This is a genomic window from Streptomyces sp. NPDC041796 (genome assembly GCF_055590785.1).
The window spans coordinates 713,844-735,967 of record NZ_JBVJAH010000001.1 but is presented as its reverse complement, the minus strand read 5'-3'; the positions used below and the strand labels follow the sequence as shown (position 1 = coordinate 735,967).

At 69.8% G+C, this 22,124-nt stretch carries 18 protein-coding genes and 1 rRNA gene; 8 read left to right on the top strand and 11 right to left on the bottom strand.

Annotation, left to right across the window (positions count from 1 at the left end):
- The 4 genes from ACZ6C1_RS03300 to thyX all read right to left on the bottom strand — a co-directional run.
- Positions 1 to 87, bottom strand: a 16S ribosomal RNA gene (locus ACZ6C1_RS03300); the annotation flags it as partial.
- A gap of 499 nt (positions 88 to 586) precedes the next feature.
- Positions 587 to 2,272: a ribonuclease J gene (locus ACZ6C1_RS03295; protein WP_469237130.1), complete on the bottom strand. Its 1,686-nt coding sequence runs from the start codon at positions 2,270 to 2,272 to the stop codon at positions 587 to 589.
- 112 nt (positions 2,273 to 2,384) lie between these two features.
- Positions 2,385 to 3,284 carry a 4-hydroxy-tetrahydrodipicolinate synthase gene (gene dapA, locus ACZ6C1_RS03290; protein ID WP_469237129.1) on the bottom strand — a complete coding sequence of 300 codons (900 nt, stop codon included), beginning with the start codon at positions 3,282 to 3,284 and terminating at the stop codon, positions 2,385 to 2,387.
- 199 nt (positions 3,285 to 3,483) lie between these two features.
- Positions 3,484 to 4,224, bottom strand: a complete 741-nt coding sequence (gene thyX / locus ACZ6C1_RS03285; RefSeq protein WP_469237127.1) for an FAD-dependent thymidylate synthase — start codon at positions 4,222 to 4,224, stop codon at positions 3,484 to 3,486.
- 168 nt (positions 4,225 to 4,392) lie between these two features.
- Between thyX and ACZ6C1_RS03280 the strand changes: the two genes are divergently transcribed.
- A complete protein-coding gene (locus ACZ6C1_RS03280) occupies positions 4,393 to 4,635 on the top strand; it encodes a hypothetical protein (RefSeq protein WP_469237124.1) in 243 nt (80 codons plus the stop codon).
- A 107-nt stretch (positions 4,636 to 4,742) separates the two neighbouring features.
- Complete coding sequence (locus ACZ6C1_RS03275; protein ID WP_469237123.1) at positions 4,743 to 5,288, top strand: hypothetical protein; 546 nt, start codon at positions 4,743 to 4,745, stop codon at positions 5,286 to 5,288.
- A gap of 65 nt (positions 5,289 to 5,353) precedes the next feature.
- Here the strand turns inward: ACZ6C1_RS03275 and ACZ6C1_RS03270 are convergent, their stop codons facing one another.
- The 7 genes from ACZ6C1_RS03270 to eccD form a co-directional block, all read right to left on the bottom strand.
- Entirely contained in the window at positions 5,354 to 5,758 is a 405-nt protein-coding gene (locus ACZ6C1_RS03270; RefSeq protein WP_469237121.1) for a hypothetical protein, read from the bottom strand.
- Between the two features lie 99 nt (positions 5,759 to 5,857).
- Complete coding sequence (locus ACZ6C1_RS03265; protein WP_469237118.1) at positions 5,858 to 6,310, bottom strand: hypothetical protein; 453 nt, start codon at positions 6,308 to 6,310, stop codon at positions 5,858 to 5,860.
- A gap of 7 nt (positions 6,311 to 6,317) precedes the next feature.
- The gene (gene dapB / locus ACZ6C1_RS03260; protein ID WP_469237117.1) at positions 6,318 to 7,073 is read right to left on the bottom strand and encodes a 4-hydroxy-tetrahydrodipicolinate reductase; all 756 of its coding nucleotides are present in this window, start codon (positions 7,071 to 7,073) and stop codon (positions 6,318 to 6,320) included.
- 35 nt (positions 7,074 to 7,108) lie between these two features.
- Entirely contained in the window at positions 7,109 to 8,488 is a 1,380-nt protein-coding gene (locus tag ACZ6C1_RS03255; RefSeq protein ID WP_469237115.1) for a M16 family metallopeptidase, read from the bottom strand.
- Positions 8,485 to 10,707, bottom strand: coding sequence for a polyribonucleotide nucleotidyltransferase (locus tag ACZ6C1_RS03250; RefSeq protein WP_469237113.1), 2,223 nt, complete (start codon positions 10,705 to 10,707; stop codon positions 8,485 to 8,487). Before ACZ6C1_RS03250 ends, ACZ6C1_RS03255 begins: the two co-directional genes overlap by 4 nt.
- Before the next feature lie 296 nt (positions 10,708 to 11,003).
- Positions 11,004 to 11,294 (bottom strand): 30S ribosomal protein S15, encoded by a 291-nt coding sequence (rpsO, locus tag ACZ6C1_RS03245; protein WP_003958228.1) that lies wholly within the window; start codon positions 11,292 to 11,294, stop codon positions 11,004 to 11,006.
- A gap of 156 nt (positions 11,295 to 11,450) precedes the next feature.
- Entirely contained in the window at positions 11,451 to 12,935 is a 1,485-nt protein-coding gene (eccD, locus tag ACZ6C1_RS03240; RefSeq protein WP_469237110.1) for a type VII secretion integral membrane protein EccD, read from the bottom strand.
- Between the two features lie 219 nt (positions 12,936 to 13,154).
- On the opposite strand from eccD, the gene eccCa reads away from it, so the two are divergent.
- The 6 genes from eccCa (at position 13,155) to ACZ6C1_RS03210 (ending at position 22,107) form a co-directional block, all read left to right on the top strand.
- Positions 13,155 to 17,123, top strand: coding sequence for a type VII secretion protein EccCa (eccCa, locus tag ACZ6C1_RS03235; RefSeq protein ID WP_469237108.1), 3,969 nt, complete (start codon positions 13,155 to 13,157; stop codon positions 17,121 to 17,123).
- Between the two features lie 146 nt (positions 17,124 to 17,269).
- Positions 17,270 to 17,704, top strand: a complete 435-nt coding sequence (locus tag ACZ6C1_RS03230; protein WP_469237106.1) for an amino acid ABC transporter permease — start codon at positions 17,270 to 17,272, stop codon at positions 17,702 to 17,704.
- A complete protein-coding gene (locus ACZ6C1_RS03225) occupies positions 17,701 to 19,566 on the top strand; it encodes an alpha/beta hydrolase (RefSeq protein ID WP_469237104.1) in 1,866 nt (621 codons plus the stop codon). Before ACZ6C1_RS03230 ends, ACZ6C1_RS03225 begins: the two co-directional genes overlap by 4 nt.
- On the top strand, positions 19,563 to 20,174 hold the full coding sequence (locus ACZ6C1_RS03220; RefSeq protein ID WP_469237102.1) for a hypothetical protein: 612 nt from the start codon (positions 19,563 to 19,565) through the stop codon (positions 20,172 to 20,174). Before ACZ6C1_RS03225 ends, ACZ6C1_RS03220 begins: the two co-directional genes overlap by 4 nt.
- A gap of 543 nt (positions 20,175 to 20,717) precedes the next feature.
- Positions 20,718 to 21,083: a hypothetical protein gene (locus ACZ6C1_RS03215; protein ID WP_469237100.1), complete on the top strand. Its 366-nt coding sequence runs from the start codon at positions 20,718 to 20,720 to the stop codon at positions 21,081 to 21,083.
- A 100-nt stretch (positions 21,084 to 21,183) separates the two neighbouring features.
- On the top strand, positions 21,184 to 22,107 hold the full coding sequence (locus tag ACZ6C1_RS03210; protein ID WP_469237098.1) for a protein kinase family protein: 924 nt from the start codon (positions 21,184 to 21,186) through the stop codon (positions 22,105 to 22,107).
- Positions 22,108 to 22,124 lie beyond the last annotated feature (17 nt).

The following is a 22,124-nucleotide window of genomic DNA, read 5'->3' as shown; positions in this document are numbered from 1 at the left end:
CCCACCGAAGTGGGTTCATCGTTCGACTTGCATGTGTTAAGCACGCCGCCAGCGTTCGTCCTGAGCCAGGATCAAACTCTCCGTGAATGTTTACCGGTTATCCGGTGACACTCGCGTTGAGCGGAACCGGAGGGGAGGAATAATCCCCTCGGTTCACAGCGTCCTCGCTGTGTTTTCTTCAAAGGAACCTCGACCATCCGAAGATGGACGGGGTATCAACTAATCTGGCGTTGATTTTTGGCACGCTGTTGAGTTCTCAAGGAACGGACGCTTCCTTTGTACTCACCCTCTCGGGCTTTCCTCCGGGCGCTTCCCTTCGGTATTTCGTGTTTCCAACCTTACCAGATCCTTTTTCCGTTCCGTTCCCGGTTCGGATTCTGTTTCCGGTGGCCGTTGGAGGGCCTTTGCCTTTCGGCTGATCCGACTTTATCAGAGGTTCTGAGTCGGATTTCCCCGCTCTTCCTGGGCACCCTGCGAGGCACACAGATGTGCCGGGTTCCCGATCAGGCGGAGCCGTAAACGTACTGGAGCGGGGCGCCCCGATGCAAATCGAGGCGCCCCGCTCCACTGCTGTGCCGACGGGGCGTCAGACCTCGACGACGACCGGGAGGATCATCGGGCGCCTGCGGTAGGTGTCCGAGACCCACTTGCCGATCGTGCGACGGATCAGCTGCTGGAGCTGGTGCGGCTCCGCCACGCCGTCGGCGGCCGACTTGGCGATGGCGTCGTGGACCTTCGGGATGACCGCGTCGAACGCGCCGTCCTCGATGCCCGAGCCGCGGGCCTGGATGTGCGGGCCGCCGACGACCTTTCCGGTCGTGGAGTCCACCACCACGAAGACCGAGATGATGCCCTCGTCACCGAGGATGCGGCGGTCCTTGAGGTGCACCTCGGTGACATCGCCGACCGAGAGGCCGTCGACGTACACGTACCCGGCCTGGACCTTGCCGACGATCTTGGCCTTGCCGTCGACGAGGTCGACCACGACGCCGTCCTCGGCGATGACGATGCGGTCCTTGGGGACGCCCGTCAGGGCGCCGAGCTCGGCGTTGGCGCGGAGGTGGCGCCATTCGCCGTGGACCGGCATCAGGTTCTTCGGCCGGCAGATGTTGTAGAAGTACAGCAGCTCGCCGGCCGAGGCGTGGCCCGAGACGTGGACCTTGGCGTTGCCCTTGTGGACGACGTTGGCGCCCCAGCGGGTCAGGCCGTTGATCACGCGGTAGACCGCGTTCTCGTTGCCCGGGATCAGGGACGACGCCAGGATCACGGTGTCGCCCTGGACGATGCGGATCTGGTGGTCACGGTTGGCCATGCGCGACAGGGCCGCCATCGGCTCGCCCTGGGAACCCGTGCAGACCAGCACGATCTCGTGGTCCGGGAGGTCGTCGAGGGTCTTGACGTCCACGACCAGGCCGGGCGGAACGCGGAGGTACCCCAGGTCACGGGCGATGCCCATGTTCCGGACCATCGAACGGCCGACGAAGGCGACTCGTCTGCCGTACTCGTGGGCCGCGTCGAGGATCTGCTGGATCCGGTGCACATGGCTGGCGAAGCTGGCCACGATGATGCGCTTCTGGGCGCCCGCGAAGACCGAGCGCATGACGCCCGAGATGTCGCGCTCGGGTGGGACGAAGCCCGGGACCTCCGCGTTCGTGGAGTCCGAGAGGAGGAGGTCGATGCCCTCCTCGCTCAGGCGCGCGAAGGCGTGCAGGTCGGTCAGACGGTTGTCCAGCGGGAGCTGGTCCATCTTGAAGTCGCCGGTGTGCACCACCATGCCCGCGGGCGTGCGAATGGCGACGGCCAGCGCGTCCGGGATGGAGTGGTTGACCGCCACGAACTCGCAGTCGAAGGGACCGAGCTGCTCACGGTCGCCCTCCGAGACCTCCAGGGTGTACGGACGGATCCGGTGCTCCTGGAGCTTGGCCTCGATGAGGGCGAGCGTCAGCTTCGAGCCGATGAGCGGGATGTCGGGCTTCAGCCGGAGCAGGAAGGGGACGCCGCCGATGTGGTCCTCGTGACCGTGCGTGAGGACGATGCCCTCGACGTCGTCGAGGCGGTCCTTGATGCTGGTGAAGTCCGGCAGGATCAGGTCGATGCCGGGCTGCTCCTCCTCGGGGAAGAGCACGCCGCAGTCGACGATCAGCAGGCGGCCGTCGTACTCGAACACGGTCATGTTCCGGCCGATCTCGCCGAGACCGCCGAGCGGGGTGACGCGCAGGCCGCCCTTGGGCAGCTTCGGGGGCGCGCCCAGTTCAGGATGCGGATGACTCAAAAGACTCTCCTCACCACACGCGCCACGTACCAGTGAGGCACGTGGCGCGCATGACATTCGTGCACTTGCTGTTGTCAGGTTTCTTGTTCGTATTCAGTTATGAAGTCTGTGGCTACAGCTGTACCCCGCCGGCGGCGAGGTCGATCTTGAGCTGAGCGGTTTCCTCCGGGGTGAGCTCCACCAGCGGCAGGCGCAGGGGCCCGGCGGGGAGGCCCTGGAGGGCGAGGGCGGCCTTGGTGGTGATGACGCCCTGTGTACGGAACATGCCCGTGAATACGGGGAGCAGTCGCTGGTGGACCTCGGTGGCCTTCTGGACGTCACCGGTGAGGTGGGCGTCGAGGAGGGCGCGGAGCTCCGGGGTGACGACGTGGCCGACGACGGAGACGAAGCCGCAGGCGCCGACGGAGAGCAGCGGCAGGTTGAGCATGTCGTCGCCGGAGTACCAGGCGAGGCCGCTGCGGGCGATGGCCCAGCTGGCGCGGCCGAGGTCGCCCTTGGCGTCCTTGTTGGCGACGATCCGCGGGTGGGCGGCGAGGCGGACGATCGTCTCGGTGTCGATCGGGACGCCGCTGCGGCCGGGGATGTCGTACAGCATCACGGGGAGGCCGGTGGCGTCCGCGATGGCGGTGAAGTGGCGGAAGAGGCCCTCTTGCGGGGGCTTGTTGTAGTACGGGGTGACGGCGAGCAGGCCGTGTGCGCCGGCGCGCTCGGCGGCGCGGGCGAGCTCGACCGAGTGGTGGGTGTCGTTGGTGCCGATGCCGGCGACGACGTGGGCGCGGTCGCCCACCGCCTCCAGGACCGCTCGTACGAGCTGGTCTTTCTCCGCGTCGCTGGTGGTCGGGGACTCGCCGGTGGTGCCGTTGATGACGAGGCCGTCGTTGCCTGCGTCGACCAGGTGGGCGGCGAGCCGCTGAGCGCCGTCGAGGTCGAGTGCGCCGTCCGCCGTGAAGGGCGTGACCATGGCGGTGAGGACCCGCCCGAAGGGGGTCTGCGGAGTGGAGATCGGAGCCATGGGTAACACGCTACTCGCTGCTCTGCCCGCCGGGTCCCCTCGGGGGACGTGAGGGAGGTGGAGCCCGGCACTGCCTGCTCGGGGGTTCAAGCAGTGCCGGGTCCGTTTGATCAGCCTAGATGAACTTCCCGAAACGCCGCAATACGGACACTTCGGGCGGATGATCCGTACATCCGTACCACGCTCTGACCTGGGACGACTACGGAGCGACGCGGCCGTTGGCGTTGAAGGCGGCGTACGTGAGCGGCATCAGCCGCGCCCACTCCTGCTCCATCTTCTCGCCGACCATCTCGATCTCACGCTGTGGGAACGACGGGACCCTGGCCAGCTCGTGCTGCGTGCGCAGGCCGAGGAAGTGCATCAGCGAGCGGGCGTTGCACGTGGCGTACATGGAGGAGAAGAGGCCGACCGGGAGCACCGAGCGGGCGACCTCGCGGGCGACGCCGGCGGCGAGCATCTCCTGGTACGCCTCGTACGCCTGGACGTACGAGGCCTCCATCGTGCGCTCGACGAGAGCCTGCTGCTCCTCGGTGCCCTCGACGAAGACGTACTTCCCGGGGCGGCCCTCCTGGACCAGCTTGCGGGAGGCGTCCGGGACGTAGAAGACCGGCTGGAGCTCGCGGTAGCGGCCCGACTCCTCGTTGTACGACCAGCCGACGCGGTGACGCATGAACTCACGGAAGACGAAGATCGGGGCGCTGATGAAGAACGTCATCGAGTTGTGCTCGAAGGGGCTGCCGTGCCGGTCCCGCATCAGGTAGTTGATCAGACCCTTGGAGCGCTCGGGGTCCTTCGTGAGCTCCTCGAGGGACTGCTCGCCGGCCGTGGAGACGCGGGCCGCCCACAGGACGTCGGAGTCGGCGGCGCTGTGCTTGACCAGCTCGACGGTCACATCGCTGCGAAAGCTGGGCTTGAGGTCTTCGGCGGGGGTGTCGGTCACCGACGCGGTCCTTCCATTTGCATCGCTCGGGCGGCGTCCACTCTACGGCCCGGCACTGACGGCACATGAATCCCTTGAATTCGGGCACCGAAAGGGGCACCAAATCGCTGCTTCGTGCGTCTGACCCCATAGCAGCGTCCACCACGAGGTTCCTAGGAGGGTTCTCACATGTTCCGCCGGCGTGAGGCAGTCCCGTTCGCGTTCGTCGCCGAGGCCGACCGCTTCCGCAGTAACGTCACTCCCCCGGCTCGGCAGCGTCCCAGCATTTCCGAGATGACCGGCCGTACGCTGATCGGGCTGACCGTCGTGGCCGGTCTGGTCGGGTCGCTGCTCTTCGGCCTTCCGGCGATGGAGTCGGGGCCCGCCACCACCGGGCACGGTCAGCAGTCCGAGGCGTCCCACGGGCGCTGACGCCGGCGCTGCCCCGTACGGCCACCCTGGGGTGGCCGGTCGTCGGACCGCTGGGTAGCCTCACCCGGCACAGCCCCATCGAGCGTGCGTATGAGTGAGGATCAGCCGTGCCCCTGCCTTTTCTGACGGCCGACCGTGGTTTCGACACCGACGACGACGTCGCGCTGCCGTTCGACGACCACGATCAGTGGCGCCGCCCGTATCGCCCGGGGCCCTGGCGGGTGGCGGCGGCCGCGATGGCGCTGCTGCTCGCCTCGTTCATGCTGCTGGCCACCATGATCATCGCTTTCGCCGGGGGGCTGCCGGCCGCCGGCGTCTGCTTCGGACTGGCGGCGCTGGTGATCGTCACCGCGCTGCGGATGCTCCGGGTGGGGACGTGGGTGAGCCGGCACGGTCTGCGGCGCGTCGCCTTCTTCCGGACCACGACGCTGTCGTGGGCGCAGGCCCGCGGCGTACGCACGGTGCAGCAGCCCGTGCGCTGGCTGGGGCTGCCGCGGACGGTGCAGGGACAGGCTCTCGTCGTCGCACGCAAGGGTGGTGAGCCGCTGGCGCTGCTCACCGACCACAACGCGGACTTCCTGGCCCGGGTCGAGGCGTTCGACCGGGCGGCCGACACGGTCGAGGCCTGGAGCGCGGAGTACGGGCGGTCCTAGAGCACCGCGTCCCCTCGCGTCCGACCGGGCTCCGGTCCTCCTCCGAGGACCGGAGCCCGGTCGTTTCAGCGGCTGAACCAGGCCTTGCCCTCGGCCGAGGCGAACGACGTGACCACGGCGACGGCCAGCAGGATACCGATGATCACCGTCACGCCCCCGCCGGAGAACAGCGTGAACACCGCGTTGGCCATCAGGACCGCCTCGATGACGATGACCGTGATCCGCACCCAGTTCAGGCGGCGCAGCGCCAGGACCGCCGCGGCGATGAGGGCCGCGGCCGCCAGCAGCGACACGTACGCCATGACGCGGAGCACGCCGGCGCCCTCGTCCTGTCCGTGGTCCACTCTGTCGCTCACCAGGGAGAAGATGAGCACGGCGGCGAGTACGTTCATGAGGCCCTGGAACCATACGGCGGCCAGGGCGAACTTGAGCTTGCTGGGCATCCGTTCGGGCGCTGCTTGCTGGGTCATCACAGGCTCCCCCCTCGTCGGTAGGGAGAGCATGGACGGCGGCGCACCGGCTGTCCAGAGGCCGCGGAGGCGTAGATGTGCCGCCTGTCGCCGCCTCGGTCACACCCTGGTCGGGCGGCCCTCGTGGAGGGCGATGGCGCGCTGCATCGCCTTGCGGGCGCGCGGGGTGTCGCGGGCGTCGTGGTAGGCGACCGCGAGGCGGAACCAGCAGCGCCAGTCGTCCGGTGCGTCCTCGGTCTCCTCACGCCGCTTGGCGAAGACGGCGTCGGCGGAGTCGCGGTCGATACGGCCGCCGGGTGTGCGCTTCAACTCGTCGACCGGCAGGCCGCCTTCGGCCTCCAGTTCGGCGGCCAGGCGGTTGGCCTTGGTGACGAACTGGGTGTTCTTCCACAGGAACCAGACGCCGATGACCGGCAGGACGAGCACCGCGCAGCCGAAGGTGACGGTGAGCGCGGTGCCCTGCTGGATCAGCATCACGCCCCGGCTGCCGACCAGGACGAAGTAGACGACGAGGACGGCAGCCGTGACGCAATAGGTGAGCTTGGCGCGCATGAGGTGATCAGCCCAGGTCCAGGAAGTGTTCCAGGCCGAATGTCAGACCCGGGGTCGTCACCACGCGGCGCGCGCCGAGCAGGATGCCCGGCATGAAGCTGCTGTGGTGCAGCGAGTCGTGGCGGACGGTCAGGGTCTCGCCCTCGCCGCCGAGCAGCACCTCCTGGTGGGCCAGCAGGCCCCTCAGGCGTACGGCGTGGACCGGAACCCCGTCCACGTTCGCGCCGCGCGCGCCGTCCAGGGCCGTCGTCGTGGCGTCCGGCTGCGGGGCGCAGCCGGCCTCCGCGCGGGCGGCGGCGATGAGCTGGGCGGTGCGGGTGGCGGTGCCGGAGGGGGCGTCCACCTTGTTCGGGTGGTGGAGCTCCACGACCTCGACCGACTCGAAGTAGGGCGCGGCGATCTGCGCGAACTTCATGGTGAGGACCGCGCCGATGGAGAAGTTCGGCGCGATCAGGACACCGGTCCCGGGAGAGGCCTCCAGCCAGCCGTTGAGCTGGGTGAGGCGCTCCTCGGTCCAGCCGGTCGTGCCGACGACGGCGTGGATGCCGTGGCGTACGCAGAAGTCGAGGTTGCCCATGACGGAGGCGGGGGTGGTGAGCTCCACCGCCACCTGGGCGCCGTTCTCGGCGAGCGTCTCCAGCTTGTCGCCCCGGCTCAGGGCCGCGACCAGTTCCATGTCGTCGGCGGCCTCGACGGCGCGTACGGCTTCGGAGCCGATGCGTCCCTTGGCGCCGATGACCGCGACCCGCAGCTTGCTGCTCATGCTCGTACTTCCTTCGGTTCCGTCCAGGATTGGCGTTACGCGACCGCGTCGTGGAGGCGGTCCGCCTGCTTGTCCTTCAGGGGGCCGATCACCGACAGCGACGGGCGCTGTCCGAGGAGCTCCGCGGCCACCTCACGTACATCATCGGGGGTGACCGCCGCCATCTCGGCGAGCATGTCGTCGACCGACATCTGGTCGCCCCAGCACAGCTCGCTCTTGCCGATGCGGTTCATCAGCGCGCCGGTGTCCTCCAGGCCGAGGACGGTGGAGCCCTTCAGCTGGCCGATCGCCCGCGCGATCTCGTCGTCGGTCAGGCTCTCGTGCGCGACCCGGTCCAGCTCGTCCCGGCAGATCTTGAGGACGTCGTGGACCTGGTTGGGGCGGCAGCCCGCGTACACGCCGAAGAGGCCGCAGTCGGCGAACCCGGACGTGTAGGAGTAGACGCTGTACGCCAGGCCGCGCTTCTCGCGGACCTCCTGGAAGAGGCGCGAGGACATACCGCCGCCGAGGGCGGTGTTCAGTACGCCCAGGGCCCAGCGGCGGTCGTCGGTGCGGGCGAGGCCCGGCACGCCGAGGACGACGTGGGCCTGCTCGGTGCGGCGGCTGAGCACCTCGACGTGGCCCGCCGTGCGGATGGTGCGCCGGCCGTGGCGCGGGGCGACCGGGACGGCGTCCGTACGGGTGAGGGCGCCGGCCTTGTCGAAGGCGCGGCGGACCTGGCGTACGACCGTGGCGTGGTCGACGTTGCCCGCGGCGGCGACGACCAGGTGCGTGGGGTCGTAGTGCTTCTTGTAGAAGCGGCGGATGCGGTCCGCCGTGAGCCCCTCGACGGTGTCGACGGTGCCGAGGACCGGGCGGCCCAGGGGGGTGTCGCCGAACATCGTCCTGGCGAAGAGGTCGTGCACGACGTCGCCCGGGTCGTCCTCGGTCATCGCGATCTCTTCGAGGATGACGCCGCGCTCGGCGTCGACGTCCTCCTGGAGGATCAGCGAGCCGGTGAGCATGTCGCACACGACGTCGATGGCGAGCGGCAGGTCGGTGTCGAGCACCCGTGCGTAGTAGCAGGTGTACTCCTTCGCCGTGAAGGCGTTCATCTCGCCGCCGACCGCGTCGATGGCGGAGGAGATGTCGAGGGCGCTGCGCTTGTGGGTGCCCTTGAAGAGGAGGTGCTCCAGGTAGTGCGTGGCGCCGCCGAGGCTGGGCGTCTCGTCGCGGGAGCCGACGTGCGCCCAGATGCCGAAGGTGGCGGAGCGTACGGAGGGCAGCGTCTCGGTGACGATGCGGAGACCGCCGGGCAGGGTGGTGCGGCGGACGGTGCCGATGCCGTCCTTGCCCTTGAGAAGCGTTTGGGTACGGGCGACGGCCCGCGCCTCCGAGGAGGTGCGGGCCGTCGCCTTCGAACTACGGGACGTCACTGGTCGGTGTCGTCCTTGTCGCCCTCAGCGGCAGCGTCCTCGTCCGCGATCACGGGGATCAGGGAGAGCTTGCCGCGCTGGTCGATCTCGGCGATCTCGACCTGGACCTTGGCGCCGACGGCGAGCACGTCCTCGACGTTCTCCACGCGCTTGCCACCGGCGAGCTTGCGGATCTGCGAGATGTGCAGCAGGCCGTCCTTGCCGGGCATCAGGGACACGAACGCACCGAAGGTGGTGGTCTTGACGACCGTACCCAGGTAGCGCTCGCCGACCTCCGGCATGGTCGGGTTGGCGATGCCGTTGATCGTGGCGCGGGCGGCCTCGGCCTGCGAGCCGACCTGCGCACCGATGTAGATGGTGCCGTCGTCCTCGATCGTGATCTCGGCGCCGGTGTCCTCCTGGATCTGGTTGATCATCTTGCCCTTGGGGCCGATGACCTCACCGATCTTGTCCACGGGGATCTTGACGGTGATGATCCGCGGGGCGTTCGGGGACATCTCGTCCGGCGTGTCGATCGCTTCCATCATCACGTCGAGGATGTGGAGGCGGGCGTCGCGGGCCTGCTTGAGGGCCGCGGCCAGGACGGAGGCCGGGATGCCGTCCAGCTTGGTGTCGAGCTGGAGGGCGGTGACGAAGTCCTTCGTACCGGCGACCTTGAAGTCCATGTCGCCGAAGGCGTCCTCCGCGCCGAGGATGTCGGTGAGCGCGACGTAGTGCGTCTTGCCGTCGACCTCCTCGGAGATCAGGCCCATGGCGATACCGGCGACGGGGGCCTTGAGCGGCACACCGGCGTTCAGCAGCGACATGGTGGAGGCGCAGACCGAGCCCATGGACGTCGAGCCGTTGGAGCCGAGGGCCTCGGACACCTGGCGGATCGCGTACGGGAACTCCTCGCGCGTCGGCAGCACCGGCACGATGGCGCGCTCGGCGAGCGCGCCGTGGCCGATCTCGCGGCGCTTGGGCGAGCCCACGCGGCCGGTCTCACCGACGGAGTACGGCGGGAAGTTGTAGTTGTGCATGTAGCGCTTGCGGGTCACCGGGGAGAGGGTGTCCAGCTGCTGCTCCATGCGGAGCATGTTGAGGGTGGTGACGCCCAGGATCTGGGTCTCGCCACGCTCGAACAGGGCGGAGCCGTGCACGCGCGGGATGGCCTCGACCTCGGCGGCGAGCGTACGGATGTCCGTCAGGCCACGGCCGTCGATGCGGACCTTGTCCTTGATGACGCGCTCGCGGACCAGCTTCTTGGTCAGCGCGCGGTACGCGGCGGAGATCTCCTTCTCGCGGCCCTCGAACTGCGGGAGCAGCTTCTCGGCGGCGATCTCCTTGACGCGGTCCAGCTCGGTCTCGCGCTCCTGCTTGCCGGCGATGGTGAGCGCCTGGGAGAGCTCGTTCTTCACCGCGGCGGTCAGCGCCTCCAGGACGTCGTCCTGGTAGTCGAGGAACACCGGGAACTCGCCGACCGGCTTGGCGGCCTTGGCGGCGAGGTCCGACTGGGCCTTGCAGAGGACCTTGATGAAGGGCTTCGCGGCCTCGAGACCGGCGGCGACGACCTCCTCGGTGGGGGCCTCGGCGCCGTCCTTGACGAGCTGGATGGTCTTCTCGGTGGCCTCGGCCTCGACCATCATGATCGCGACGTCGCCGTCCTCCAGGACGCGACCGGCGACGACCATGTCGAAGACGGCGTCCTCGAGCTCGGTGTGCGTCGGGAACGCGACCCACTGGCCGTTGATCAGGGCGACACGGGTGCCGCCGATCGGGCCGGAGAAGGGCAGGCCGGCCAGCTGCGTGGAGCAGGAGGCGGCGTTGATCGCGACCACGTCGTACAGGTGGTCGGGGTTGAGCGCCATGATCGTCTCGACGATCTGGATCTCGTTGCGCAGGCCCTTCTTGAAGGAGGGGCGCAGCGGCCGGTCGATCAGGCGGCAGGTGAGGACGGCGTCCTCGGAGGGACGGCCCTCACGGCGGAAGAAGGAGCCGGGGATCTTGCCGGCCGCGTACATCCGCTCCTCGACGTCCACCGTCAGGGGGAAGAAGTCGAGCTGGTCCTTGGGCTTCTTGGAAGCGGTGGTGGCCGACAGCACCATGGTGTCGTCGTCCAGGTACGCCACGGCGGAGCCGGCGGCCTGCTTGGCCAGGCGGCCCGTCTCGAAGCGGATGGTGCGGGTGCCGAAGGAGCCGTTGTCGATGACGGCCTCGGCGTAGTGGGTCTCGTTCTCCACCAAAGCGAATTCTCCGTTGCTTGTCGTCTTTGCGTCCCTTGCGCCCGTGTGGCGAGGGGACGGGCGGAGAAGTGCACCGTGTGTGCGGGGCCGGTCTTCGATCGAAGCGCCCGGGGTGATCTCTCCCGGGGGCCACTACCGAGGACCGGCGACGGCGCCGGGCACCTCTCCCTATGCGATTGTCGCTTTTCCGTTGTTGCGTTGTGTAAGCCAGCCTACAAAGGGGAGGCGACACTCCGCATGTACAGCAAAGGGAGCGGCCCCCTGATCGTGGGAACCGCTCCCTTCACGGCGTCTTACTTGGCGCCGCCGGCCGCACCGCGGCGGATGCCGAGGCGGTCGACCAGCGCGCGGAAGCGCTGGATGTCCTTCTTGGCCAGGTACTGCAGCAGGCGGCGACGCTGGCCGACCAGGATCAGCAGACCACGGCGGGAGTGGTGGTCGTGCTTGTGGGTCTTGAGGTGCTCGGTCAGGTCCGAGATGCGGCGGGAGAGCATGGCGACCTGAACCTCGGGGGAGCCGGTGTCGCCCTCCTTGGTGCCGAACTCGGCCATGATCTGCTTCTTCGTAGCGGCGTCGAGAGACACTCGGTACTCCTCTTGGTGTTCGATGCGCCCGCGAGTGCCCCTGGTCTTGGTCTCAGGGGAGCTTCCGTGACTCGGAGGCGAAGGTCCGATGAGCGCTGCTTCCAGATGATCCGGAGGCGCGTACACAAACGGCCGTTACACAGCGTACCAGCCCGCTCAGGACGTCATGGCCCGGATGGAGTGGTAGACGTCGAAGACGGCGAGGCACAGAGGGAGCAGTGTCAAGAGTACGAAGGTCTCCGCGATCTCCAGGAAACGCCCCCAGAAGGGGGTGACGCCCTTGCGCGGCACGATCAGGCCGATGGCGGTGATCAGTGCCGCGACGCCCGCGACCGCGGCGGCGAGCCACACCGTACGGATGTCGAGTGCCGTGGCGTCGCGCCACAGCTCCGCGGGCGGGTTGAGGCAGAGCCCGAGCCCCAGCAGGACGAGGGCGCCGAGACCGGCGGCGAGGGCGCAGCCGACCTGGGCGGTGTAGCGGAAGAGGTGGGCGCGCATCAGCATGGCGACACCGGTGGCGAGGGCGAGCAACTGTGCGTACACGTCGTCGGAGAACCCGAGCACCGCGGCGGAGCCCACCGCCACGAGCGCGCAGCCGCCGACGAGGCCGACCAGCAGCTCGTGGCCCCGGCGGACCTGGGCGGCGATGCGCCGGGCGTCCACCGGCCCGGCGGGCTCGGGACCGTCTCCGTAGCCGCCGACCGAGGTGCGGGGCGGCTCGAAGCCGATGGGGAGCCGGGCGAAGCGGGTGGAGAGGCCGGGGAGGAAGGCCAGGGCGCCCACGCCGAGCGGTGCGCAGACGGCGGCCGTCTCGGCCGGGGTCATGGTGGTGAGGATCGCGGCGAAGGTCACGAGGACGCCGGTGCCCGCCGCGAAGACGAACGCGACGAAGGGGCCGTCCCCGCTGGGCGCGACCAGCGTGAGGACGACGGAGACGACGAGGACGGCGGCGCAGGCGAGCAGGAACTGCAGCTTGCCGTTGCCCTGCCCGGCGGCCGGCGGCAGCAGCCCGGCGCCGGCGACGGCGGCGTTCGCCATGGCGCCGATGCCCAGCGCCACGGAGGAACCCCGGTCGTCGTACACCCGTGCGCGCACGCCCGCCAGCGCGAGCAGCAGCACACCGCCGACCGCGGCCAGGATGCCGGGCAGGCCGTGCATGTCGTGCCGCGGGTCGGACGACCACAGGACGAAGGCGAGCAGGACGAGCAGGACCGAGCCGCCGAAGAGGCCGGCGCCCCGCATCAGGTCGTCGGTCCACAGGGTGCGGTCGCGGGCGACCGCGGAGGCGACGGCGTCGGAGACGTCGTCGAAGACGGCGGGGGGCAGCGATTCGGCGAAGGGCCGCAGGGACAGCAGTTCGCCGTCGAGGATGCGCTGGGCCGCGAGGGAGCGCGCGCTGTCGAGGACGGTGCCGTCGCGGCGTACCAGGTGATAGCCGACCGGGGCACCGGGAGCGGGGCTCTGGCCGGACAGCCGGAGGACCTCCGGGTAGAGGTCGGCGACGGGGATGTCCTCGGGCAGTGCGACGTCGACACGGCCATCCGGTGCGACGACAGTGACACGGCAGAAGCCCGTTCCGCCGCTGGACGCAGTCGCGGGAGCCGGGTGACCGGTTCCGGTGGCCGCGGCTGAGGCCGTCATACTCACCTGCTGCTTCCCCTCGTGGTGTTCGTGGGTCGTCGGCCTGGCGCGGTCGAGTGACCCTTAATTTGCGTTGGTTCATGCACGCGCCAACACGTCGCGCCACCCTACCGCCCACCCGTCACCCCCTCCGCCAGTAGGATCCCCAGCGCGGATGGAGCCCGTCGCCACGGGGGCGCCGATAGGAACATTTCCGTCCGGCAAGGGAATTGGTGAGCTGTGAGTCAGATCGTCGTCAAGCGCCCACCACGGGCCCTGCCCTCCGAGGTACCGGGTGATCCGGTGCAGCTGCAACCGCCGCCCGAGCTGCCGAGGGGGCAGCAGGAGGGCATGCTGATGCAGCTGTTGCCGACGCTCGGCATGGCCGGCTCGGTCGTCTTCTTCTTCATGACCCCGAACCCCGTCATGCGCATCATGGGCATGGTGATGATCGCGTCCACCGTCGCCATGGCCGTCGCGATGATGGTGCGTTACCGGCGCGGCACCCAGGGGCAGCTCGCCGACCTGCGGCGCGACTACCTCAAGTACCTGACTCAGACGAGGCGTTCGGTGCTGAGGACCGCGCGTCTGCAGCGCGACGCGCAGTTCTACCTCCACCCGTCCCCCGAGCAGTTGTGGGCGCTGGTCGCCGAGGGCAGCCGGGTCTGGGAACGGCGCATGGGCGACGACGACTTCGGACAGGTACGCATCGGCCTGGGCAGCCAGCAGCTCGCCACACCGCTCATAGCCCCCGAGACCGCCCCGGTCGACGAGCTGGAGCCGCTCACCGCCGGGGCCATGCAGCAGTTCCTCTCGGCCCACGGCATGCTCGAGGGCCTGCCGATGGCCGTGTCGCTGCGCGCCTTCTACCACGTGACCGTGAGCGGGGACCCCGACTCCGTCCGCTCCTCGGCGCGGGCGATGGTCGGTTCTCTCGCCGCGCTGCACTCCCCCGAGGACCTGGTCGTCGCCGTGGCCGCGGATTCCGCCGCGGCACCGCACTGGGAGTGGGCCAAGTGGCTTCCGCACGTCCAGGCACCGGGTCCCGGTGACGGCGCGGGCAGCCGGCGCCTGATCACGACCGACTCGCGGGACCTGCAGGACATGCTGGCCGCGCGCCTGGAGGGGCGCCCCCGCTTCCACGGCGGCGGTCAACCGCTCCTGGACCAGCCGCACATCGTCGTCGTGCTCGACGGCCAGTCGGTCCCCCAGGCGTCGGCGCTGGCCGCCCCGGAGGGCGTGCAGGGCGTGACGATCATCGAGGTGGTCCCGGGGGAGATGACGGGCGCCCGTGGCGCCCTGTCCGTGATCGTGCACCCCGACTCCCTCCAGCTCGAGTCCGGCCACGGCCTGGTGTACGACGGGGTCCCCGACCGTCTGGGTGTCGAGGCCGCCGAGGCGCTCGCCCGTCAACTCGCCCCGCTGCGTATCGCGTCGGGCTCGGACGACGACGAACCGCTGCTGGCCAACCTGGAGTTCACCGACCTGCTGAACCTCGGTGACGCCGCATCGGTCGACGTCAGCCGCACCTGGCGGCCGCGGTCGCAGTCGGAGCGGCTGCGGGTGCCGATCGGTGTCGGCGAGGACGGCTCTCCGGTGATGCTGGACCTCAAGGAGGCCGCGCAGGAGGGCATGGGCCCGCACGGTCTGTGTGTCGGCGCCACCGGTTCCGGCAAGTCCGAGCTTCTCCGCACGCTGGTGCTGGGCCTCGCGGTCACGCACTCCTCCGAGACCCTGAACTTCGTCCTCGCGGACTTCAAGGGCGGCGCCACCTTCGCGGGCATGTCCCAGATGCCGCACGTCGCCGCAGTGATCACCAACCTCGCGGACGACCTGACGCTGGTGGACCGCATGGGCGACTCCATCCGCGGTGAGCTCAACCGGCGGCAGGAGATGCTGCGCGACGCGGGCAACTACGCCAACATCCACGACTACGAGAAGGCCCGCGCGGCGGGCGCGCCGCTGCAGCCGATCCCGTCGCTCGTCCTGGTGATCGACGAGTTCAGCGAGCTCCTCACCGCCATGCCGGACTTCATCGAGATGTTCGTGCAGATCGGCCGTATCGGGCGTTCGCTCGGTGTCCATCTGCTGCTGGCGTCGCAGCGTCTGGAGGAGGGCCGGCTGCGCGGCCTGGAGACGTACCTGTCGTACCGCATCGGTCTGCGGACCTTCTCGGCCGCCGAGTCCCGTGCGGCGATCGGTGTCCCCGACGCCTACTCTCTGCCGAACGTCCCCGGCTCCGGATACCTCAAGTACGGCACGGACGAGATGGTCCGCTTCAAGGCGGCGTACGTCTCCGGTGTGTACCGCTCCAACCAGCAGGCGTCCCTTTCCGGCGGGCCCCTGCCGGTCGACCGCAGGCCGGTGCCGTTCACGGCCGCGCCGGTCCCCGTCCGGTACGTCGAGCGGGCCGCGCAGGCGCGTGTCCCCGACGCGCGGGGCGCGGAGGACGACGCGCTCGCCGATTCCGTGCTCGACGTCATCGTGCGGCGGCTGGAGGGCCGCGGCGCGGAGGCCCACCAGGTGTGGCTGCCGCCGCTGGACAACCCGCCGCCGCTGGACGAGATCCTGCCCGGCCTCGCGGGCGTGGAGGGCCGCGGCCTGACACAGCCGGGGTACGAGGGCGCGGCTCGGCTCATCGTCCCTCTCGGCGTGGTGGACAAGCCCTTCGAGCAGCGCCGGGACGTGCTGTACCGGGACTTCTCGGGTGCGGCCGGCCATATGCAGATCATCGGTGGCCCGCAGTCCGGCAAGTCGACGTTGCTGCGCACCCTCGTCGCGGGGTTCGCGCTGACCCACACACCGCAGGAGGTCCAGTTCTACGGCCTCGACTTCGGTGGTGGCGGCCTGTCGTCGATCGCGGATCTGCCGCACGTGGGCGGGGTGGCGTCACGCCTCGACCCGGAGAAGGTGCGGCGTACGGTCGCCGAGGTGTACGGCATCCTGTCGCGGCGCGAGGAGTACTTCCGCAGCAGCGGTGTCGACTCCATCGCCACGTACCGCAGGCTCCGTGCCCGCGGCGAGATCTCGGTGACGGACCAGCCCTGGGGTGACGTCTTCCTCGTCATCGACGGCTGGGGCAACTTCCGCACGGATTACGAGGGTCTCGAACCGGCGGTCCTCGACATGGCGGCGCGCGGCCTCGGTTACGGCATCCACGTGATCCTGACGGCGTCGCGTTCGATGGAGGTGCGCTCCAACATCAAGGACCACCTGATGAACCGGCTGGAGCTGCGGCTGGGCGACACCATGGACTCGGAGGTGGACCGCAAGATCGCCGTCAACGTTCCCAGTGGCGTACCGGGCCGCGGTCTGATTCCCGAGAAGCTGCACTTCATGGCTGCCGTACCGCGTATCGACGGCATCAATTCCGACAGCGACCTGGCCGAGGCCACGGCCGCGATGGTGCGGGAGGTCGGCCGCCACTGGACGGGCCCGGCCGCCCCGAAGGTGCGTCTGCTGCCCCGCGAGCTGCCGGCGGGGAACCTGCCGGCGGGGTACGTGGAGCCGAAGCGCGGTGTCGCCTTCGCGATCGACGAGAACAACCTGGAGCCGGTCTTCGTCAACTTCGACCGCGACCCGTTCTTCCTGGTGTTCGGTGAGAGCGAGTCGGGCAAGTCGAACCTGCTGCGGCTGCTCATCAAGCAGGTGTGCGAGCGGTACGACGGGGACTCCGCGAAGTTCTTCGTGATCGACAACCGGCGTGCGCTGCTGGACGTGACGCCGTCCACGCACCTGGCGGAGTACGTCCCCATGTCCAACAACATGGACCACCATGTGGACGCGCTCGCCGACCTGATGCAGCGCCGCACCCCCTCCGCCGACGTCACGGCCCAGCAGTTGCGGGACCGCAGCTGGTGGCGCGGCCCGTCGGTGTACGTGGTGGTCGACGACTACGACCTGGTGTCCACGTCGAGCGGCAACCCGCTGGCCAAGCTCACGGAGCACCTGCCGTTCGCGCGTGACGTGGGCGTCCGCTTCATCATCGCCCGCAGCGCGGCCGGCGCGAGCAGGGCCTCGTACGAGCCGTTCATGCAGCGGATGATGGAGCTCGGCGCACAGGGCGTCCTCCTGTCCGGTGACCCGCAGGAAGGCGATGTGCTCGGCGGCGTGCGGATGCGGCCGATGCCGGCGGGCCGGGGCGTCTTCGTGTCGCGTCAGCGGGGGAATCCGCTGGTGCAGACGGGGTGGCTGGGCGACGTGGAGTGACGTGGTGGGCGAGGGCTCGACCCTCGCCCACCTTGCCGCGTACATGTCATCGACTTCTAGGATGTGGCTCACGGCCGTGACCACAGGGAGCTGCCCGCGGGTCGCGCTGCCAGGCGGGCTGAACACCGAACGGGGAAGAGACACGGATGGCTTGGGACGAATGGGACCAGCTGAAGGCCTCGGCTGCGGAGCGCCACTCGGCGCAGATGCAGCTCAACCAGCGTCCTGCCGACCAGGGGGGTGGCGGTACGGCTGCCGACGGCACGGGGCTGAAGCACTCCGCGGCGCCGTGGAACCGCGCCGCCTCGACGGCTCACGAGCTGGGTGTCAGCACGGGCACCTCGAAGACCATCCTGACGACGGGACACGCGGGCATGGCGGGCGGTCTTGAGGGGCTCGCCAGTCTCGCCGAGCTGAAAAGCGTCCTGACGTCGTGGGAACAGCGGCTCAAGGCGGTGGGCGACGAGTGCAACGCGCTGGAGCCCGCGCTGCGGAAGGTGCCGAAGGACCTCGGTGGGGTGGACACCGCGACCGGTGCGAAGGCGGACAGTGTGAAGACCAAGGGCGGTGAGCCCAAGTGACCTCCGCGCTGACGTGGCAGCAGTTGCGTGACCTGAAGCTGACGGAACTCGACGACGCCGCCGACAGCTGGGGAGCGGCGTCCCGGCACGCCGACGCGGCACAGACCCGGGTCGACGGCGACATGGCCGGTGCGCTGTCGAAGACGCAGGAGAGCGAGTCCGCCAAGGCCGCCGTGGGCCGGTTCAAGCGCCTGAGCAGCAACTACGAGTACATCAAGACCGAGTGCGGTCTGATCCGTACGGCCGTCACCGGGCTCTCCACCGAGCTCGCCTCGCCGCAGCGACGGCTGAAGGAGGCCCTCGCCGACGCGGCGGCCAACTCGTACACCGTCAATGAGGACGGCAGTGTCGATTACCCGGCCGGCGGCAAGAACCAGCTGACCGACCAGCCGATCCCGGGCGGCAAGGCCGTCGGCAACAACGGGCTGTACACGCCCGGCATGTACGGTTCGGGGAACCTCCGCCTGCAGGGGCCCGCCAACGGCGGGCTGATCAACCCCAATCCGCACCACGCCAAGGCCCAGGACATCGCCGACCGCATATCCATGGCGGTGCGCGACGCCCGCGAGATGGACGGCCGCTACCAGCAGGTGCTGAGCAAGCTCAAGGCGGCGGAGGGCCTCACCGTCGACGCCAAGACCTGGGCCGACGCCGCGGCGGACATGGACGCCGTGCGCGACGCGTCGCACGAGTTCATGAAGCGGGAGATCCCGCTCGACAAGTCGCCCGCCGAGCGCAAGGAGTGGTGGGACAAGCTGAGCGACGAGCAGCGCCAGGAGTTCCTCGCGAGCTACCCCGACGTCCTCGGCAACCTCGACGGCATCCCCGCGGTGGTGCGCGACGAGGCCAACCGGGAGAACCTCGACCTGCTGATCGCCAAGTTCGAGGGCAAGGAGGGCGAGACGGCGGAGGCACGGCTCGGCGGGCTGAAGGAGATCCGGAACCAGCTGGAGCTGAACGCGGCGGCACAGCTGAAGGACCCGAAGGAGCCGCCGATGTACCTGCTCAGCATCGGCGACGAGGGCACCGGCCGTGCCGCCGTGGCCTTCGGCAACCCCGACACCTCGAAGAACGTCGCCGCCTACGTACCCGGCCTCGGCACCGCGCTGGACTCCGACTTCGCAAAGAACGACGTCAAGCGGGCACACGACACCGCCGTCCTGTCGAGGGACAACGATTCCTCCAGCGCCGCCATCGTGTGGCTGGGCTACGACCCTCCGCAGCTCGGTGGGGTGGACGCCGAAACGCTGCTCTCCAACACCGAGGTGATGTCCCCCGAGCGGGCCGAGAAGGGCGCTCCCGCCTACAACTCGTTCATGAGCGGCCTGGCCGCCACCAATGATCACGACGACCCGCACATGACGGCCATCGGGCATTCCTACGGATCCCGGCTCGTGGGCGCCGCCACGCAGGAGTCCGGTGGCATTCCGGGGGCGGACGACATCGTGCTGCTCGGCAGCCCCGGAGTCGGAGTCGACAAGGCGGAGGACCTGGGCGTCGGCAAGGAGCACGTGTTCGTGGGCGCGGCCGAGAACGACCCCGTGACGATGCTGCCCTCGAAGAAGGAGGTCGCCGCCGCGGGCGCCTTCATAGGGGGTGGCCCCCTGTTGTCGTACCTGGCCGGGGACATCGCCGACCAGGGGGATGACGACATCTGGTTCGGCAAGGACCCGGCCAGCGAGGCCTTTGGCGCCAACCGTTTCATGGTGGACGATGGACCGCGCCCGGTCGTCGGGGGTGAGGGCGCCACCCCCGCGCACTCCAATTACTTCAACCCCGAAAAGGATCGCGTGTCGGCCGAGAACATCGCCGCGGTCGTCGCGGGCCACCCCGAAGACGTCACCCCGGAGAAGCACCGATGAAACACCGAACTCTGGCCGTGGTCCTCGCCGTACTCACCGTGTCCGGCTGCGGCCTGATCGGCGAAGACGGGACCGGCCCGAAGGGAAAGGCGCAGAACGTGAACATGCAGCAGGCGGGCGACCTGGCGGAACAGATCCTGGACGACACCTTCACCGCGATCGAACCCAAGGTGGAGACACAGCGGGGACCGTCGGGCGACCCTCTCTGCACCGACTTCAAGAACGACAGTACGGGGACCGGTCAGGTCATTCGTCGCCGGCACGTCATGACCGTGATCTCCGCGGAGCGGCGCGGCAGTTTCATGGGCGTCGTCGAGCGTCACTGGAAGAAGAAGGGCTACGAGATCACCACCGTGCGCCCCAGCAGGGAACGGCCGGCGATCTTCGCTCGGACTCCGGAGGGCTTCCAGGTGACGGTCAAGATCGGCGCCGAGGGGCAGGCCTTCTTCAGCGCCTCGTCGCCCTGCGTGACGGAGTCCAAGGTCACCGAGCCCCCTCGGAAGGAGCTCGACCCGAACTCCCCCGAGGCCAAGGGGCTGCCGTACATCAAGTCCCCGTTCTGGTCGGCGGAGACTCCGGTACCGTCACCGTCCACCAACGGCGGCTGACGGCCGGGCCGGAGAACGCGCGCAGGCCGGCACGGGCCGGGACCGGTACCCGACCGGCCAGGGGCCGCCGTGCCGTTCTGTTCGCCGCGGGCGGCGTGGGCGGTGCGGGCGTCACCGGGTGCGCCGCGGGCGGTGGGACGCCATGGGCGGTGCGGGCGGTGTCGGCGGCCCGGGCCGTGACCGTGCGGTGCGAGCCGTGACCCGTGCGGTCACCCTCGGCGGCTTCCACCGCTTTCCACGACCCCGCCGCCAACGCCTTGACCGGCCACCTCAGTACGGAGGTTCCCGCCGCATGACACTTAGCGGCACGCACACGGCCACCTCGCGGGTGGAGGACGCCCCGGCCTCGGCGCCGCGGCGGCAGAGGGCGTGGCGGCGGCTCGCCGCTCTCGCGGTGGCCGCCCACCTCGCGCAGGCACTCACCGCCTGTTCACAACAAGAGGAAGACAAGCGGTCCTTCACCGTGCCGTCGACCTCTGCGGCACCGCCGTTCCCGCCGCCGCGGTCGACGCGGTACTGCCGAGGAGCGGCACGACCCTCAAGATGCATGCGTCGTCACGCGAGGTGGGGGGCACGCACTGCCGTGTCGTGGTCGACGGCACCACGGTGTTCAGCGCCATCTCCGAATGGCGGTCGGACTCGTCCGTGCGGGAAGCGGTGCACATCAACCCGTACATCGACCTCGATGAGCACACCAGCGCGGACGGGACGTACATGTGGTCCGGAAAGGGCGGCGTGCGCCGCGTCCCGTGCCCGGTGGCTGCCAAGGACCATCCCGATCTGAACCAGCTTTTCGTCCGAGTCCTCGTCTACAACGCGGAGTTCTCGAACGCGGACGCGGCCGAGGACCTGCTGCTCGCCTACGCGAAGGCCGTCGCCGACTCGGCGGACTGCAAGGGGCCGGCATGACGGGACCGGCGGGCGTGTAGGCGGGCGGGCGGCCGTGCGGGGCGTCAAAGCCTCTCGATAGGCTTCTGCGGTTGTTCATCGTTCAGAGGGGGATTCACAGATGGAACGAGGGCGGGCGGAACGGCCCTCCGGCAACAGCCCTCGCCGCATCGGCCCGTACCAGTTGATCACCAGGCTCGACCCGACCGGCCCCGGTCACCCGCTCGTACCCGAGCGCCGGTTCGTCGCACGCAGCGCGGACGGCGACCGTACGGTTCTGGTCGGCGCGCCGCTCGACGGTGTCGACCCCGGCCGCTTCCTCGTCGAGGCGCAGGCAGCACGTACACCGGCCGGACCCTGGGCGTTGCCCGTGACCGAGGTGTCGCCGGCCCCGGACGCGCCCTGGTACGCCACGCCCTACCTTCCCGTACTCCCCCTGCCCGTCGCCCTCGCCGTACACGGCGGCCCTTTGCCCGAGCACACCGTACGGGCCCTGGGCGCCGCCCTCGCCGACACGCTCGCCGCCGCGCACGCGGCGGGTATCACCCACGCGGGCCTCTCCCCCGCCGCGGTGTTGCTCGCCTGGGACGGGCCCCGACTGACCTGTTACGGCTCCGTGCGCGCGGCCGCGCCGGACGGCGAGCGGCGCAGTGGCCGTCCGGGGCTGGATCCGGGCAGCCTGGCCCCCGAGGCGGCGGCCGGCGGGCGCCCGCGCCCCGCGGGCGACATCCACGGGCTCGGTGCGGTGCTCGCGTACGCCGCCACCGGGCACACGGTCCCGGACCGATCCGAACTCCCCGCATCCCTGCGCCCTGTGATCTCCCAGTGCCTGACCCGCGACGCGGCGGCCCGCCCGACGGCGTCCGAGCTGTTGCTCACCCTCCCGTCGGCCTCGTCGGCGCCGTCCGCGACGGTTCTGGACTCGTCGGCGTCGCTGCCGGCCCGCGGCTGGCTGCCGGGCCGCGTGGTCGCGGCACTCGCCCGCCAGTCGGCCCAGATCCTGGCGGCCGAACTCCGTGTCCCGCAGACCACCACCAGGAACTGACACCGATGCTCGCGCCC

Excerpts from the sequence above, each read along its gene's own strand:
- ACZ6C1_RS03210 (WP_469237098.1), top strand. The coding sequence starts at position 21,184 with ATGGAACGAGGGCGGGCGGAACGGCCCTCCGGCAACAGCCCTCGCCGC.
- ACZ6C1_RS03215 (WP_469237100.1), top strand. The coding sequence starts at position 20,718 with ATGCATGCGTCGTCACGCGAGGTGGGGGGCACGCACTGCCGTGTCGTG.
- ACZ6C1_RS03270 (WP_469237121.1), bottom strand. The coding sequence starts at position 5,758 with ATGACCCAGCAAGCAGCGCCCGAACGGATGCCCAGCAAGCTCAAGTTC.
- ACZ6C1_RS03220 (WP_469237102.1), top strand. The coding sequence starts at position 19,563 with ATGAAACACCGAACTCTGGCCGTGGTCCTCGCCGTACTCACCGTGTCC.
- dapA (WP_469237129.1), bottom strand. The coding sequence starts at position 3,284 with ATGGCTCCGATCTCCACTCCGCAGACCCCCTTCGGGCGGGTCCTCACC.
- ACZ6C1_RS03230 (WP_469237106.1), top strand. The coding sequence starts at position 17,270 with ATGGCTTGGGACGAATGGGACCAGCTGAAGGCCTCGGCTGCGGAGCGC.
- ACZ6C1_RS03280 (WP_469237124.1), top strand. The coding sequence starts at position 4,393 with ATGTTCCGCCGGCGTGAGGCAGTCCCGTTCGCGTTCGTCGCCGAGGCC.
- ACZ6C1_RS03265 (WP_469237118.1), bottom strand. The coding sequence starts at position 6,310 with ATGCGCGCCAAGCTCACCTATTGCGTCACGGCTGCCGTCCTCGTCGTC.
- eccD (WP_469237110.1), bottom strand. The coding sequence starts at position 12,935 with ATGACGGCCTCAGCCGCGGCCACCGGAACCGGTCACCCGGCTCCCGCG.
- dapB (WP_469237117.1), bottom strand. The coding sequence starts at position 7,073 with ATGAGCAGCAAGCTGCGGGTCGCGGTCATCGGCGCCAAGGGACGCATC.